The sequence below is a fragment of the Antarctobacter heliothermus genome, from assembly GCF_002237555.1.
Classification (GTDB): domain Bacteria; phylum Pseudomonadota; class Alphaproteobacteria; order Rhodobacterales; family Rhodobacteraceae; genus Antarctobacter; species Antarctobacter heliothermus_B.
Genome location: NZ_CP022540.1, coordinates 2,882,321 through 2,897,923, shown reverse-complemented (window position 1 = coordinate 2,897,923; position 15,603 = coordinate 2,882,321). Strand labels below are relative to the sequence as shown.

Below are 15,603 nucleotides of genomic sequence, written 5' to 3'. Positions count from 1 at the left end.
GCGAGATCTTGGGAACGCCAAAGTTCGCGTGACACGACGTTCCCGAAGAGGTCATCAGAAGCGGCGCGCCCGGTCTGTTGACCGGATGGGGCTTTGCAGCCATCTGCGGGGTAACTGGCCACGCCCACTTCCAATTCGAAGCGGACATGATGCGAAACGGGCGGGCTGTTCAGAGCAGACCATCGTGACGCGTCAACAGAGGGGCGGATACGCGGACAAAGCGCCCTTTCGCTGCGGCTGCGCGAATGGCTGTTGTGGGCCGGTTCTAATTTTCTATTGGTGCAGGCTGGCGGTTACTCTCGCGGTTTCAGCGCCAGTCTCAACATTCATCTTCTGGGCGCCAAACTTCAAAATCATCGATTGCAACGTTTCGAACAGTAACGTGGCATCAGTGCGAACTCTCACAGCGCTTTTCAAGCGATTTTCTCTCTCTGTCTTGCGTTCTTCATTCCTTTCTTCTGAGGAATAAACTTCCGAAATTCTCTCGTTTATTGCAAAGACATGACTCCTGAGACGGACAAATAAAGGTAGCAAGTCCGCGGGTAGCTTCATCGTGTCGAATTCACGCATCGCGAGGACCATTTCTGTCGTGCGGTCTCCCTGAAGGCTCATGACTTTACCAGATTTACGCGGGATCAGCGCTGCCTCCAGCCGGTCGCTCGCAGTCTCAAGTGCTTCATATGCCAATATGTGAGCGGCCCGAGCAACGGCGCTTCGTTCCGCCTGCGTTTCAACGCGTTGTGCTCGTACCTGCCAAATCGCGGCAGCGAAACCGGAGACGATCGCAAGGATTGCTCCAAGAGACTGCACCCAAGCTGTTAAGTCCCCACCAAACATCGCCTCCAAACAATAAGCACCGGCGAATGATGCGCCCAAGACAATCATTAAAGAGAGAAAGGAAAGGATTATGAAAATGACCATGGTTTCTCCAATATCTGGTCTTTGGATCGCCGCTAGAACATCCAAGGCGAATATGATCCGATAGCTGCCATTCGTGCAAGCTGGATGTTTGGGTTTATGGGCTCGGTCCCGCCGTTCGCCGCACGGGGCATGTCCGCTGTCAGGAGCTTTCCATGACAGTACACCCCCCGCGCCCTGCGCTTGCCCGCCATCGATGTGGGTCAACGCAGTCGCATTTGTGATCTCTGCGCGCCCTTGGCCGCCCGGGGCCGCCCGGGGCGTTGTATCGTTATCGGCAAGCCGCACCTTGAAACGAAAAAGCCCCGCGTCGCCGCGGGGCTTTTCTTTGTTCATAAGGTCCGGATCAGCTGCCCAGTGACCACCAACCGCGCCGCTTGGGCTTGTCGTCTGCCTCTGCCGGGGTCGGAGATTCGGCGACCTGTTCGGCGGCGGGCTCCGGTGTGGGCTCCGGTGTGGGTTCTGGGGCGGCTTCCGGGGCGGCATCTGGTGCAACTTTCGGAGCCGGTTCGGCGCTGACGACCTCGGCGGGGGCCGGTTCAGCCTCTGCTTCGGGGGCCGGAGCCGTGTCCGCCGCAGGCTTTGGGGCCACGTCTGCGGCGGGCGCTTCGGCAGCATCTGCGATCAGTTCGGCCGGCGTTTCCGCTGTCGGTGTGCCGACCGCTGCGGCAATTACATCCGCGGCCTTGCGCCGTGTGCGGGCACGTTTGGGCTTGGCGTCTGCGTCAGCTGCTGTGGCCTCAACCGGGGCCGGTGTCGCCTGTGCCGGCGACTCTGCCGCCACCTCTGATGCGGGCGCGTCGGCGGGCTGCGCGTCAGCGACCGGTGCATCCGCAATCGGGGCCGCCTCTGCCACAACCTCTGCCACAACCGGCTCTGCCGTTGGGGTCGCGTCGGCGTTTTCGGTCACCGTCTCCGCAGGTTTGCTGCGCGAGCGGCGCGACCGCGTGCGGGTCCGCTTGGGCTTGGGCGCGTCCTCGGCGGTCTCCGAGGGCGCATCCGCAACCTCGGCGCTGTCCCCGGCGGCGGCTGCCTCTGCCTTTTCCGGCTGGCGCGTGTCGTCATCCGACGTATCGGTGTCGCCGTTATCCCCATTCTCGCCGTTGTCCTTGGACTTCGACTTGCGCCGACGCCGACGACGGCGCTTTTTGGGCTTGTCGTCTTCGCCGGTCTCGTCCGACTGCGGCGCGGCGGCAGGCGCGGACTCGGGGGCCGTGGTTTCGATGATCTCTGCGTCTTCGATCTCGTCCTCGGCGTCCTCGTCCACCTGATCCATCAGCGAGGTGTCGACAGAGACCACAGGCGCTGTTGCCTCTGGCACGACGCGGGTCGCGGTCTTGAATTTTTCAAGGGTAAAGTCGGGCGACACCAGATGCGGATCGCCCTCAATCCGGACGGACATGCCATAGCGCGTTTCAATCTGGAGGATGTGTTCGCGTTTCTGGTTCATCAGGTAGTTGGCGATGCCGACCGGGCATTTTACCAGCACCTCACGCGAGCGGCGGCGCACGCCTTCTTCCTCGATCTGGCGCAACACTTGCAGTGCAAGGTTGTCGTCAGAACGGATCAGGCCGGTGCCGTGGCACGCCTGACACGGCTGAGTCGTCGCCTCGATCATGCCGGGGCGCAGACGCTGACGCGACATTTCCATCAGGCCAAAGCCCGAGATGCGGCCCACCTGAATGCGCGCGCGGTCGGACTTCAGCTTGTCCTTGATCCGTTTTTCGACGGCGGCGTTGTTCTTACGCTCATCCATGTCGATGAAGTCGATGACGATCAGGCCGGCAAGGTCGCGCAGACGCAACTGGCGGGCCACCTCTTCGGCGGCCTCAAGGTTGGTCTTGGTGGCGGTTTCCTCGATCGAGCCCTCTTTGGTGGCGCGGCCAGAGTTGACGTCGATGGCCACCAGCGCCTCTGTCACACCGATCACGATGTAACCGCCGGATTTCAGCTGCACCGTCGGATTGAACATGGCGCCAAGGTAGGATTCGACCTGAAAGCGCGCGAAGAGCGGCATCTGGTCGTGGTAGTGCTGCACGTTCTTGGCGTGGGACGGCATGATCATCTTCATGAAGTCCTTGGCGACGCGATAGCCGCGTTCGCCCTCGACCAGAACCTCATCGATTTCGCGGCTGTAGAGGTCGCGGATCGAGCGTTTGATCAGGTCGCCCTCTTCGTAGATCTTGGCGGGCGCGATGGATTTCAGCGTAAGCTCGCGGATCTGTTCCCACAGGCGCTGGAGGTATTCGTAGTCGCGCTTGATCTCTGTCTTGGTGCGCTTGGCCCCCGCCGTGCGGATGATCAGCCCGGCACCCTTGGGGACGTCGATGCTGGTCGCGATTTCCTTGAGCTTGGAGCGGTCGGCGGCGTTGGTGATCTTGCGGCTGATGCCGCCACCGCGTGCGGTGTTGGGCATCAGGACGCAGTAACGACCGGCCAGCGACAGGTAGGTGGTCAGGGCCGCGCCTTTGTTGCCGCGCTCTTCCTTGACGACCTGCACCAGCATGATCTGGCGGACCTTGATGACTTCCTGAATTTTGTAACGGCGCGCGCGCGGCTTGCGCACCGGGCGAATGTCTTCGTGGGTGTCGTCGTCGGCAACGGATTCGATCGAGGCATCGCGAGAGGCGGCGTCGTCTTGCGAATCGTCATCGTCGTCGTCGTCTTCGTCGCTGTCATCGCGGGCGGTGTCGGCCACCTCGGTCGCATCCGCTGCTGCGGGCGCGGCCTCAGCCTGCGCCGGTGCGGCTGTGTCGGTGGTCTCGGGGTCTTGCGAGACCACGGCGGCCTCATCCCGGGTGCCTTCGGCGATGGGGCGCGGCGGTGTGGCGGTGTCCGTCGTTTCGGGCGCGTCCGCATCGTCTGGTGTTGCGGGTGCCGGGGTTTCGACGGTCTCGACCGGGATCGCGTCCTCTGCCGCCGGCATCGGGGTCAGATCCGCCTCAGGCGCGGCAGCAGGCGTGTCAGGAGTGACAGGGGCTGCTTCGGCCACAGCTTCGGGCGCGGCGTCCTGAGCAGAGGCCTGCGGAGCCACGGGTGTCTCGGCGGGGGTCGCCTCGTCGGCGTCCTGCGGTTCCTGAACCGGAGTTTCGTGCACGGTTTCCATCGGCGACAGGCCCTCACCCGGCGCGCCGGTTTCCAGGTCTTCGTCGAGGTCGATGGTTTCCATGCCGCTGATTTCACGCGGCTTTGGCTCTGCTGTCTGTTCTGGAGCCTGCTCTGGCGCAGTCTCTGCAACCAGCGGCTTATCTGCAGTATCGCTGGGCTTGGTCGTCCGCTTGCGAGAGCGCGAACGGGACTTCTTGGGCTTTTCCTCTTCCTCGGCGGCGGCCTTGGCGGCCTCTTCTTCCTCGGCCATCAGCGCCTGACGGTCGGCGATGGGGATCTGGTAATAGTCAGGGTGGATTTCCGAGAACGCCAGAAAACCGTGGCGGTTGCCGCCGTAGTCGACGAATGCCGCCTGCAACGAGGGTTCGACCCGCGTGATCTTGGCTAGATAGATATTTCCAGCGAGTTGCCGCTTGTTTTCAGATTCAAAGTCAAATTCCTCAACTTTGTTTCCGTCCACCACCACAACGCGGGTCTCTTCCGCGTGGGTGGCGTCGATGAGCATTTTCTTAGCCATGTTATCCGTTTGCACGGCGCACGCCTCCGCGGCCCAGGTGGGGCCCCGGAGGTTGCGGCGTGTCTTGTCTGGGCGAGATGGTGCGCGACGGCACGGCGGGAGCCATTGGTCCCTGCCTCGTGCCTGATGTCATTCGCGCGCTTCATCGCGGTTCTTCTCCGACGCCTGTCTTCGGCAAGTGAACCGAAGCGGCGCCCATTCATTAAGCCCGTCGCATGTTGCGGTCCGGGCGGGGTCTTTGGCCTTGCGGCCCGATCGGTCTGTCCGGGTCCGGTTTGTCAGGGTCCACGGTCAGCGAAACTGGTCGGCGCGGGGTAATACACACGCGGCCTGACCGCTAACATAAGGCGTGCAAAGGGGCAAAGACAATAGGTCATGTCGGGAGAGACGTGTAGGCAAACGGATAGGAGCGTAAATTAGGCGCATGGCGGCGTTTGACGTGGCGTCGCAACGGCAAGTGCCGCGCCGCCCGGAAAAGGGTGGCGCGGCGGGACGGGGTGAGCAGAGGCTCACCCCATGGCATTCAGGCGTTTGATCAGCGACGAGGTGTCCCAGCGCCCACCACCCAGTTTTTGCACGTCCTTGTAGAACTGATCCACAAGGGCGGTGACGGGCAGTGAGGCCCCCACCTCATCCGCCGTGCGCAGGCAGATGTTCAGATCCTTGCGCATCCAGTCGACGGCAAAGCCGTGTTCGAACTTATCCGCGATCATGGTCTGATAGCGGTTGACCATCTGCCACGACCCGGCCGCACCGCCGCCGATCACATCGACCACCGCCGCACCATCCAGACCTGCCTTTTCGGCAAAGTGCAGACCCTCTGACAAGGCTTGCACCAGACCGGCAATACAGATCTGGTTGACCATCTTGGTCAGTTGGCCTGCGCCCGACTCGCCCAGACGACGGCACATCTTGGCATAGGACATCATCACCGGCTCTGCCGCGTCATAGACCGGCGCATCCCCGCCGCACATGATCACCAACTGGCCGTTTTCCGCCCCCGCCTGCCCGCCGGACACCGGCGCATCGACAAAGGACAGGTCCGCCTTGGCCGCCTCTGCGTAGAGTTCTGCGGTGACCTGTGCGGACACGGTGGTGTGATCGACAAAGGTCGCGCCCTTTGCCATCCCGGCAAAGGCCCCGTCCGCGCCGGTGCAGACACCGCGCAAATCGTCGTCATTGCCCACGCAGGCCATGATGAAATCCGCGCCCTGCGCCGCCTCACGCGGGGTTGCCGCGTGCGAACCGCCATGTTCGGCGACCCATTTTTCGGCCTTGGCGGCGGTGCGGTTGTAGACAGTCACCTCATGCCCGGCCTTGGCCAGATGGCCCGCCATGGGATAGCCCATCACGCCCAGACCCAGAAATGCGACTTTTGCCATTATACTCTCCCTCGTCGGACCAGCCCGCCTGCCCTTGGCAAGCCCGGGCTGGCAAGTTAATCCCGGTGCATTCTGACCTACCCCAAGTGGACGGAGAGGGAAATGGCGCTGATGTTTCGATGGTTGCTGCGACTGGCCAGCCTGGCTGTGGCGCTGATCGTCATTGGCGTTTTGCTGTCCTACTACCTCGCGTCGCGGTCGCTGCCTGACTACGACAAGACCCTGTCCGTCTCTGGCATCACCGCAGATATCGAAATCGTGCGCGACAATTCGGCGGTGCCGCATATCATGGCGCTGTCGGACCGCGATGCGTTTTTTGGGCTTGGCTATGCCCATGCGCAGGACCGGCTGTGGCAGTTGATGGTGATGCGGCGCACGGCACAGGGCCGCCTGTCGGAAATCTTTGGCCGCCGGACGCTGCGCACCGACACCCTGTTGCGGCGGCTGGACATTTACAGCGCGGCCAAAGCCTCTGTCGTGCATCAGGACGACCGCACGCTGGACGCGCTAGAGGCCTATGCCGCCGGGATCAATGCCCGCATCAGTGAGATCAATATGGAAAGTCTGGGGCGCGGTGCGCCCGAGTTTTTCCTGTTCGAGGCAGAGATCGCGCCGTGGCAACCGGCGGATTCGCTGGCCATCATCAAGTTGATGGCGCTGCAGCTGTCGGGCCATATCGGCGATGAGGTGCTGCGGGCACGCACCTCGCTGTTGCTGGGCGATGAGGCGCGGCTGTCGGATATTCTGCCCGAAATGCCCGGCTCTGGCGTGGCGGCGCTGCCCCAGATTGCCCGATTGTTGCCCGGTGCGGGCACGCAACAGGCGCAGGCGGGGACGGTTGGCGGGGATTTCCTGTGGCCGGTGCCGCGTCGCGGGCTGGCGGGGGCGTCCAACGTCTGGGCCGCTGCGCCAGAGCGCTCTGCCTCACGCGGGACGCTGCTGGCCAATGACCCCCATCTGGGTTTCACTGCGCCGTCGATCTGGTATCTGGCGCGGATGGAGTTGCAGTCCGGCGGCGTGATCGGCGCATCGATCCCCGGCATTCCGGCGCTGATGGTGGGCCGTTCGCGGCAGTTGGCCTGGGGGATCACCTCGTCTTATCTGGACGATCAGGATCTGTTTTTCGAAGAGATCAATCCCGACAACCGACAGGAATACCGCACGCCCGACGGGTTCAAACCTTTTGAGACGCGCCAGTCGATCATCCGCATCAAGGATGAGCCGCCGGTGACGCTGACCCTGCTGTGGACGGACAATGGCCCGGTTCTACCCTCGTCGCAGTTCAACCTGGACAAGATCACGCCGCCCGGCCATCTGGTGACGCTGTCGTGGACGGCACTATCGCATGAGGACACCTCGGCCTCTGCCGCCGTGGGGTTAATGATGGCGGGGTCCGTTGAAGAAGGGATGCAGATCTCGCGGCTGTATGTGGCCCCCTCGCAGAACCTGACGATGATCGACGACGATACCGTCGCGATGAAGCTGGTGGGCGCGATGCCGCGTCGCGATCCCGCGCATGAAAGCCTGGGCCGGTTGCCGTCACGCGGCTGGATCGCGACCAATCGCTGGGACGGCTATCTGCCCTATTCGTCCAACCCCGAATTCCTTGCGCCCGAGGGCGGGATCGTTGGCAACACCAACAACAAGATGATCGACCGCCCCTTCCCCAACCATGTCAGTTTCGAATGGGGCGACAGCCAGCGGGTGCAGCGCTGGACCAGTGTGATGCAGGGTCGCAAGGTGCACACCCGCGACAGCTTTATTGAGGCGCAGTTGGACACCGTGTCCCCTGCCGCGCGCACGCTGCTGCCGCTGATCGGGCGGGATCTGTGGTTCACCGGCGAGGCGGCGCCGCAGGGCACCCCCGCCCGTCAGCGCCAGCGCGCGCTGGCGCTGTTGGCCGATTGGAACGGCGAGATGAACGAACATCTGCCAGAGCCGCTGATCTATGCCGCGTGGCTGCGCGCGCTTCAGGACCGGTTGATCCGCGACGACCTTGGCCCGCTGGCCGCGGACTTCAACCACGTCGAGCCACTGTTCATCGAGCGCGTCTTTCGCGACGTGGACGGGGCCAGCGTGTGGTGCGACGTGATCCGCTCTGCCGTGGTGGAAACCTGTAGCGACATCGCGCGGCTGGCGCTGGACGATGCGCTGATCTGGATCGACGAAGAGTTCGGCAGTTCGCTGGAATCGCTGCGCTGGGGCGATGCCCATGCCGCCACACACCGGCATCCGGTGCTGGGCGAAGTCCCGATCCTGCGTTATTTCGTGAACGTCCGGCAGGAGACCTCGGGCGGCGATCATACGTTGATGCGCGGTCGCACCTCGGGGACCGAGCCCGAGCCTTTTGCCAATGTGCATGGGGCGGGCTATCGCGGAGTCTATGATTTCGCCGATCCGGACAGTTCGGTCTTTATCTCGGCCACCGGGCAATCGGGGCACCCGCTGTCTCGCCACTATGACGATCTGGGTCAGCTGTGGCGGCGCGGGGAATACCTGCCGATGTCGCTGGACATCGGGCTTGCGCGCGCCGCCTCTGTCGGGATCACGCGCCTCGTCAAACCATGAGCCTGACGGCCGAGGCCGCGCGGGCCTTGGCAATGGAGGCACAGGCGCGCCATGGCGGCGGATCAGAGCCGCGCGCCGCGCGACCCGGCGGCGGTGAGGCGCATCTGTTTGAATCGGACGGGCCGAAGGGGCCAATCCTGATCAAGGTCTGGGCGGATTCGGACCGGGCAGCGCGTCAGGCCCGCCGTCAAACACAGGTGGCACAGGCACTAAAGACCGGGGCCAGTCGCGCGCCGGAGGTCTTATTTTTCGACGCCTCCTGCCGGGCAATGGCCATGCCAAAAATCGACGGCACGGACCTTGCCACGGTGTGTCGGGCGGGCGGTGCAGAGGTTGCGACCAGTGCCGGGCGCTGGTTGCGAGCCTATCACGGGCTGACGCAGCATCCCTGCCCGTTTGACGCCACGGGCCAAGTCAACTGGCTGTCGCGGTTGATCGCGGCGGCGCTGGACGGGCAGCGCGCCATTCCCGATCCCGATGGCTTTGCCAAGACCGCGCGGGACGTGCAGGCCATTGCGGCAGGTGTGACGGGCCGCCCCTCTGCCCGCGCAGTCACACACCGCGACATGACCCTCTCCAACCTGATGCTGGACGTGGACGGCACGGTCTGGGGTCTGGATTTTGAGAATACGCGCGAGGATGAGCCATTGCGCGATGTCTTTACGCTGGCGCTGGACCTGATGACCTTGGGCGCGTCAGACGGACAACAAGCGGTCACCGACCTGCGGCACGCCTATGGCACAGATCAGACGGACCCGGCGGTCCGCCTGTTTCTGCAACGGTGTTTCTGTCTCTGGGTCTGGGCAAACACGCCGCAGGTGCCATCCGCACGGCAATTGCGCCGGTTAGAGGTGGCCGAAGACCTGTTGAACAGGGATGCCCCGGTGATCTGAGGCGGGCGGCCTCAGTCCTTGTCCATCGCCTCAAACCGTGCTCGATCGCGCGCAGACCAGTGGACCGAGATGACGTAACCGTCTTCTTCCTGACGCTCACTCTCGACCAGACCCTTTTCGAAGAGCCACGCCCGTTTGCGCCCTTCGTCAAAGCCCAGCACCAGATCGTCGCGCAGCCGCTCCCCATCCAACGCCTCTGTCACGGCCTCAAGGAAGTCATCCAGCCCCTCGCCCGTCAGGGCCGAGACCGCATGCACGGCAGGATCACGCGCGGCCCGCTGGCGCACCGCCTCGATTTCCTCAGGCTCTAGCCGGTCAAGTTTGTTCCATAGCTCAATCTGCGTGGTGTCCTCTGCCACCCCGAGGCTTTCGAGGATGGTGCGAACGTCTTTGGCCTGTTCGTCGGACTCTGGGTGCGAAATGTCGCGTACATGCACAACCACATCTGCGGCCAGCACCTCTTCCAGTGTGGCGCGGAACGCGGCGACCAGTTCGGTCGGCAGATCAGAGATGAAACCCACGGTATCGGACAGGATCACATCCGCCCCGGTGGACAATCGCACCGCCCGCATGGTCGGGTCCAGCGTGGCGAACAGCATGTCCTTGGCCATGACATCGGCCCCGGTCAACCGGTTGAACAGCGTGGATTTTCCGGCGTTGGTGTACCCCACCAGCGCGACAATCGGATAGGGCACCTTGGCGCGCGCCTTGCGATGCAATTCGCGTGTGCGCACCACCTTGTCCAACTGGCGGCGCAAGCGCACCAGTTGTTCGTCGATGGCGCGTCTGTCTGCCTCAATCTGCGTTTCACCGGGGCCGCCGACGAACCCCAATCCGCCACGCTGCCGTTCAAGGTGAGTCCAGGCCCGTACAAGGCGGGTGCGCTGATAGGACAGGTGCGCCATCTCGACCTGCAACACCCCTTCGCGGGTGGCGGCGCGGTCCGAGAAGATTTCCAGAATAAGCCCGGTCCGGTCGAGTAGTTTGACCTTCCACGTCTTTTCCAGATTGCGCTGTTGCACCGGGGTCACCGGGCCGTCGACCAGCACCAATTCGATCTCTTGCGCCTCAAACAGGGCGCGCAGTTCTTCGATCTTGCCGGTGCCGAACAGCGCGCCCGCATGGGGGCGCGGCAACGGCACGATCGTGTCGCCCACAACCTCGAGCCCCGGCAAGGCATGTGCCAGCGACACAGCCTCATCCAGGGCCATCCGGGCGTTCCGCCGGTCCTTGTCGTTTTTGATATCGGGATGCAGGACCCAAGCGCGGGTCACGGGCGCAGCGTGTTCCTTCACGCGTCCCCTTCGCCGTCATACAGGTTGATCGGCTGGCTGGGCATGATGGTCGAAATTGCGTGCTTGTACACAAGCTGCGATTGCCCGTCGCGGCGCAACAGGACGCAAAAATTATCAAACCAGGTGATGACCCCCTGCAGTTTGACCCCGTTGATCAGGAAGACTGTCACGGGTACCTTGGTCTTGCGAACGTGATTAAGAAATGCGTCCTGCAGGTTCTGTCTGTCAGAAGCCATTGAATTGCCTTTATTCTTGCCGGGCCCGCGCGCCGGGCCACCCTCGTTGTGACAAGTATGGATTGCCCTTGCGGGAGTTTCCAGCCGAAAATCCGGGAAATCGGCAGGCGCTTGCCTGAGTCGTGTTTGCGCGCAACTATTCACGCCACAGGTCCGGGCTGATCATGACGATGATTGCCAGCAATTCCAACCGCCCCAACACCATGGCCCCGCACAGGATCAGATGCGCGTCCCAGCGCATGGCGGCAAGGTCGATGACCCGCGCCGGAGCCGCGCCAATCAGCGGGCCGGTGTTGGACAATGTGGCGATGGTCAGCACAATGGCGCGTTCGAAATCGACGCCGTAGATCCCCAGAACCATGGTCAAGCCGGCCAGTGTGACCGCAAAGAACATGAAAAAGACCCAAGCGATAAAGGCCCCCTCACGACGAATCCGTCGCCCCATCGGCCCGGCGCGCCCGACCGAATGGGGGTGGACCAGCCTTTCGATCTCACGCTTGCCGTTCAGGTACAGTGCATAGACGCGCATCAGCTTGACCCCACCCGCCGTGGTCGCCACGCCGCCGCCTACCAGCGCCAAACCCATCAGGATGATCCCCGGCGTCGGCAGGCCGGACCAGTCCTGCGCCGTGTCCCAGTCGCCGCTGACAAAACCGGTGGTGGTCAGAAAGGACGCAGCGGTGAACAACCCGCCCCAAAGCGCGCGCAGACCGGCGATCCAGTTCTGTTCCTCTCCCACGTCGAACGAGGCAACCCAATGGCGCAGGAACAGCAGCAGCGGCACAGAGACGACGATGATCACGCCCAGCCGGAATTCGGGGTCGAAATACAGCCCTCGCTCCTGTCGGGTGTCGGTCGAAAAGGTCATCCGCGACAGGGCAAAGAAGAAAAAGCAAAACAACACCATCTCACCGCCCAGCCCGCTGGGCGCGGCCCCCAGAGACGACAACGGTGTGATCCCCGAGGTCGACAGGATCGACATCGCATGGCTGAGCGCCACCAAAGGCGGGTCGCCTGCCACCAACAACATAACCGTCAGTGCCAGCGTCAGCCCCGCATAGATCGGAAACAGCGTCTCTGCGCTGCGCATCAGGCGCTGGCTGGGCGCAGTGGGGCCAGAGTTCGTCGCGCCCTCGGCCATGGACTGGCCCGGTTCTCCGCTGGCGGTCACCTCAAAGCCCCCCAGCGCCAAGGGAGCCAAGATGGCAGAGGCAGCGATCCACATCACCAACCCCCCCATCCATCCCACCTGCACCCGCCACAGATGTTCCGGCCCCGACAGCCGCGCGGCATCAAAAAGCGTTGCCCCGGTGGTGGTGAAACTGGACACCATCTCGAAATAAGCACTGCCAAAGCTGGTGGTGCGCACCGCCTCGTGGAAAGGCACCGCAAACATCAATGGCAAAAAGACGAAACCCGCCGCCAATGCCACCAACTGCCGCAACGCGCTTTCATTGTGGCGCTGGTTGCCCAGCGCCAGCGCCACCAGTGCGGTCAGGATCAACCCCAGCAGAGCGCCATAGAAAAACGTCCGCGCGTCGTGGAAATCCTCGATCGCATAGGCAAAGGCGGCCGGCAGAAGCATCGAGGCCGCACCCAGCCCCGTCATCAACAAAAACAGCGGCATTCCCGCGATGGCCTTCATCGCACGTCCCCCGCCCAACAAAGGCCGGGTATCGCAGAGACGGCCGCAATTGCCCCCTGCCCGTACATGCGCCTAGAAGAAGTCAATCGAGACCTGCAACAGGCGTTCGACCTCTGCCACGTCTCCAGTCAGGGCAAAGATCACGATCTGATCGCCCTCCTCGATACGCAACGTGCCGGTCGGCTTGACCACCCTATCCCCTTTGCGGACCGCCCCCACCAACACACCTTCGGGGAAATCGATCTCACGGATTAGGCTGCCCGCGATGGGCGAGGTCGACATGACTTCGGCTTCGATCACCTCTGCCTCGGCGTCGCCGATGGAATAGACTTGGCTGACGCGCCCATGCCGAATGTGCCGCAGGATCGAACTGACAGTCGTAGAGCGCGGGTTGATGTAGGCGTCGATGCCCAAAGGTTCCATCAGCGGCACCAGCGTGGGGTCGTTGATCAGCGCGATCACCATGGGACAGCCTGCCGCCTTGGCACGCACGGCAGCCAGCATGTTAACCTTATCGTCATCGGTCACGCACAGCGCCGCATCGGCGCGCGCCACTCCCGCCTCGACCAGCAATGCGGCATCCAACCCGTCGCCGTGCAACACGATGGTGCGCTCCAGCTCCTCGGCGGCGCGTTCGGCGTTCTTGCGGTTGCGTTCGATCATCTTGGCGCGGATGCGGGTCTTGCCCGCCTCCAGTGCACGCGCCACCGACAGGCCGACATTGCCGCCGCCGACAATCACCACGCGCTCCTGCTTGCGGTGCGCTTTTCCGAAAATCTCCATGGTGCGCTGCACGTCCTCGGAATGCACCACAACGTAGCAACTGTCGCCCACGAACAGCTGGTCGCCCGACTCCGGCGCAAACAACTGCCCCTCACGGCGCACCCCAACCACAACCGACCGCAGGGTCGAAAACAAATCGGTCAACTGCCGCAGAGGCGTGTTTACGATCGGACAGCCCTCATCAATGGACAGCCCCATGAGCTGGGCCTTGCCATCAAGAAAGGTCTCTGTGTCAAAGGCGGCAGGCGCGGCAAGCCGCTGCAACGCGGCCTCGGCCACCTCGCGTTCCGGGCTGATCACCACGTCGATGGGCAGGTGATCGCGCCGGTACAGGTCGGAATAGATCGCCGTCAGGTAACTTTCGGCGCGCAGGCGGGCAATCTTGCGCGGAACCGCAAAGACCGAATGCGCCACCTGGCAGGTCACCATGTTGACCTCATCGGAATAGGTCGCGGCAATCACCATGTCCGCGTCTTTTGCCCCGGCCTTTTCCAAAACGTCGGGATAGGAGGCAAAACCGGCAATTCCCTGCACGTCCAGCGTATCGGTGGCGCGCCGTACGAGGTCGGGGTTGTTGTCCACAACCGTAACGTCGTTCCGCTCTCCTGAGAGGTGACGGGCAATCTGCCAGCCGACCTGCCCTGCCCCGCAAATGATGACCTTCATGCGCTCTTGAGCCTGCCCCTGCGCCGAATTTCGGCGGTTGAACCTATCGCTTCGCATGCAGGCGCGGCGCCGTCAACGGGCAGCCGGGTCTTGCGCCCCATGTGCGCGGCGCACAAACTGCCGCCATGACCCTGTTTCGCCCCATCACCCGCACCAACCTGCGGGCGCTCTGCGCGCTTGAGATCCACCCCGCGCAGCGCGATTTTGTGGCGCCAGCCGCCGTGACCATCGCGCAACAGGCCTATGAACCCGGCAGCACGATCCTGAGCATCTGGGACGGCGACACACCCATCGGCCTGATGTCCATGATCCATTTCGGCCTGCCGGAGGCCGCTCCGGACCCGGACAGCGGCATTGATAGCAACATGTTCTACCTCTGGCGGCTGCTTATCGACAGACAGCATCAGGGCAAAGGCCACGGCCAGACCGCCCTGCGCCATTTCCTAGACCTCGCCCGCGCATCGGGGCAAAGCCGCGCCAGCCTCAGCGTGGTCGACGGCCCCGGTTCGGCCCTGCCACTTTACGAAAGATACGGGTTCACACGCACGGGCCACATCGCACAGGGTGAGGCTCTCATGGCGCGCGTCCTCTGACCCAACAACGATAAAGCCTGTTCCCCCGGAGCCATCTCTCGCTTGATGCCGAAAAGAGACGCGCGGGGGCGGGCTGCAAGGGGGCTTTGCCCCGCCTTCAGGCGGCTTGCCCTTGCAGCCCGCTCGCGGGTGGCTCAGGCAGCAAGAAAGCGAGAGATGGGTTCGGGGAACAGGCGGGCTTGTTCACGGGTGAATCGCGAAGCGGCCAACGCGCCGTCAGGCGCGACAAGGCGGGGTTGGCGGGCGGGCGATGTTGCGGCCCGCAGGGCCGGGACGAGTCCCGCACGACGCCCCCGGCCAGAATCCTCAGTCAGAATCCTCAGTCAGAAACCGCAGTCAGAAACCGCTGCTATAATCCCCAGCTATAGTCCGTCGCGCCGCGCCCGGCGCGCCCGCTTCATGGCAAAGACCTCGGCACGGGGCACCCAACGGTACTTGGGATCTTCAACCACCCGTCCGAACCACAACCGCCCCTGCCCCATACGCCAAGGGTCCAGCACCAAACCGGTGTCCATCGCCGCCCCGCGGGTTGAGACGATCACCGTGGAATGTTCGATGCGCAGATTGTCAGCATTGGCGATGGCGCGGTGCAGGCTGAGGCTCTGCAACCCCTCCTGTCGCAAGCGCGCCTCAAGATCATCGGCCCAGTGTTTGCACAACCCACGCGGCTTGACCCCGGTGTTGACGGCGATGTTGTGGATCAGCGGCGGGTCCACCGCATCCCAGTCGCGCGCCCAGTTCAGCGGCTCGACCACGGCGATCCGCGCCACTGCCGCCGCCTCATCGGGCGCAACCACCGGTCCCAGTGCCAGAATCGCCTGTTCTACCGCGGCGATCTTGGCGGACTGCCCCTCCGCCCCCGCGGCAAAGGACAGCTTGTCGCTTTCATCTGGTCCGACTTCTGGCCCACCACTTGGTCCATCACCCGGGATCGGAGCCGCGCAGCCCGCAAGGGCAAGACCCGTCAGCACCAGCGCGCCGCGTCGCGTCACAATCATT

General features: G+C 63.6%; 11 protein-coding genes. 3 read left to right on the top strand and 8 right to left on the bottom strand.

The genetic code is table 11. The features are described 5' to 3' along the window. Positions 1-273 precede the first annotated feature (273 nt). The 3 genes from ANTHELSMS3_RS13825 to ANTHELSMS3_RS13815 form a co-directional block, all read right to left on the bottom strand. Positions 274-1,254: a hypothetical protein gene (locus ANTHELSMS3_RS13825; RefSeq protein WP_094035378.1), complete on the bottom strand. Its 981-nt coding sequence runs from the start codon at positions 1,252-1,254 to the stop codon at positions 274-276. A 10-nt stretch (positions 1,255-1,264) separates the two neighbouring features. Then, positions 1,265-4,543 carry an Rne/Rng family ribonuclease gene (locus ANTHELSMS3_RS13820; RefSeq protein WP_094035377.1) on the bottom strand — a complete coding sequence of 1,093 codons (3,279 nt, stop codon included), beginning with the start codon at positions 4,541-4,543 and terminating at the stop codon, positions 1,265-1,267. A 509-nt stretch (positions 4,544-5,052) separates the two neighbouring features. Next, positions 5,053-5,925: an NAD(P)-dependent oxidoreductase gene (locus ANTHELSMS3_RS13815; protein ID WP_094035376.1), complete on the bottom strand. Its 873-nt coding sequence runs from the start codon at positions 5,923-5,925 to the stop codon at positions 5,053-5,055. Positions 5,926-6,027: 102 nt separating this feature from the next. Between ANTHELSMS3_RS13815 and ANTHELSMS3_RS13810 the strand changes: the two genes are divergently transcribed. Further along, a complete protein-coding gene (locus ANTHELSMS3_RS13810) occupies positions 6,028-8,493 on the top strand; it encodes a penicillin acylase family protein (RefSeq protein ID WP_094035375.1) in 2,466 nt (821 codons plus the stop codon). After that, positions 8,490-9,386: an aminoglycoside phosphotransferase family protein gene (locus ANTHELSMS3_RS13805; protein ID WP_094035374.1), complete on the top strand. Its 897-nt coding sequence runs from the start codon at positions 8,490-8,492 to the stop codon at positions 9,384-9,386. Before ANTHELSMS3_RS13810 ends, ANTHELSMS3_RS13805 begins: the two co-directional genes overlap by 4 nt. 11 nt (positions 9,387-9,397) lie before the next feature. On the opposite strand, the gene hflX is transcribed toward ANTHELSMS3_RS13805, so the two are convergent. The 4 genes from hflX to trkA form a co-directional block, all read right to left on the bottom strand. Continuing rightward, a complete protein-coding gene (gene hflX, locus ANTHELSMS3_RS13800; RefSeq protein WP_094037128.1) occupies positions 9,398-10,660 on the bottom strand; it encodes a GTPase HflX in 1,263 nt (420 codons plus the stop codon). 17 nt (positions 10,661-10,677) lie between these two features. Beyond that, the gene (gene hfq, locus ANTHELSMS3_RS13795) at positions 10,678-10,917 is read right to left on the bottom strand and encodes an RNA chaperone Hfq (protein WP_023849333.1); all 240 of its coding nucleotides are present in this window, start codon (positions 10,915-10,917) and stop codon (positions 10,678-10,680) included. A gap of 136 nt (positions 10,918-11,053) precedes the next feature. After that, positions 11,054-12,562, bottom strand: a complete 1,509-nt coding sequence (locus ANTHELSMS3_RS13790) for a TrkH family potassium uptake protein (RefSeq protein WP_094035373.1) — start codon at positions 12,560-12,562, stop codon at positions 11,054-11,056. A gap of 72 nt (positions 12,563-12,634) precedes the next feature. After that, complete coding sequence (gene trkA / locus ANTHELSMS3_RS13785) at positions 12,635-14,011, bottom strand: Trk system potassium transporter TrkA (RefSeq protein WP_094035372.1); 1,377 nt, start codon at positions 14,009-14,011, stop codon at positions 12,635-12,637. A 125-nt stretch (positions 14,012-14,136) separates the two neighbouring features. Here trkA and ANTHELSMS3_RS13780 point away from each other — a divergent pair, with 125 nt between their 5' ends. Continuing rightward, a complete protein-coding gene (locus tag ANTHELSMS3_RS13780; RefSeq protein WP_094035371.1) occupies positions 14,137-14,604 on the top strand; it encodes a GNAT family N-acetyltransferase in 468 nt (155 codons plus the stop codon). 362 nt (positions 14,605-14,966) lie between these two features. Here ANTHELSMS3_RS13780 and ANTHELSMS3_RS13775 read toward each other — a convergent pair whose 3' ends face one another. Further along, positions 14,967-15,602 (bottom strand): hypothetical protein, encoded by a 636-nt coding sequence (locus tag ANTHELSMS3_RS13775; RefSeq protein WP_254694741.1) that lies wholly within the window; start codon positions 15,600-15,602, stop codon positions 14,967-14,969. Position 15,603: the final 1 nt, after the last annotated feature.

Coding starts and splice junctions, on each gene's coding strand:
- ANTHELSMS3_RS13825 (WP_094035378.1), bottom strand. CDS start 1,254: ATGAACAAAGAAAAGCCCCGCGGCGACGCGGGGCTTTTTCGTTTCAAG.
- ANTHELSMS3_RS13820 (WP_094035377.1), bottom strand. CDS start 4,543: ATGGCTAAGAAAATGCTCATCGACGCCACCCACGCGGAAGAGACCCGC.
- ANTHELSMS3_RS13815 (WP_094035376.1), bottom strand. CDS start 5,925: ATGGCAAAAGTCGCATTTCTGGGTCTGGGCGTGATGGGCTATCCCATG.
- ANTHELSMS3_RS13810 (WP_094035375.1), top strand. CDS start 6,028: ATGGCGCTGATGTTTCGATGGTTGCTGCGACTGGCCAGCCTGGCTGTG.
- ANTHELSMS3_RS13805 (WP_094035374.1), top strand. CDS start 8,490: ATGAGCCTGACGGCCGAGGCCGCGCGGGCCTTGGCAATGGAGGCACAG.
- hfq (WP_023849333.1), bottom strand. CDS start 10,917: ATGGCTTCTGACAGACAGAACCTGCAGGACGCATTTCTTAATCACGTT.
- ANTHELSMS3_RS13790 (WP_094035373.1), bottom strand. CDS start 12,562: ATGAAGGCCATCGCGGGAATGCCGCTGTTTTTGTTGATGACGGGGCTG.
- trkA (WP_094035372.1), bottom strand. CDS start 14,011: ATGAAGGTCATCATTTGCGGGGCAGGGCAGGTCGGCTGGCAGATTGCC.
- ANTHELSMS3_RS13780 (WP_094035371.1), top strand. CDS start 14,137: ATGACCCTGTTTCGCCCCATCACCCGCACCAACCTGCGGGCGCTCTGC.
- ANTHELSMS3_RS13775 (WP_254694741.1), bottom strand. CDS start 15,602: ATGATTGTGACGCGACGCGGCGCGCTGGTGCTGACGGGTCTTGCCCTT.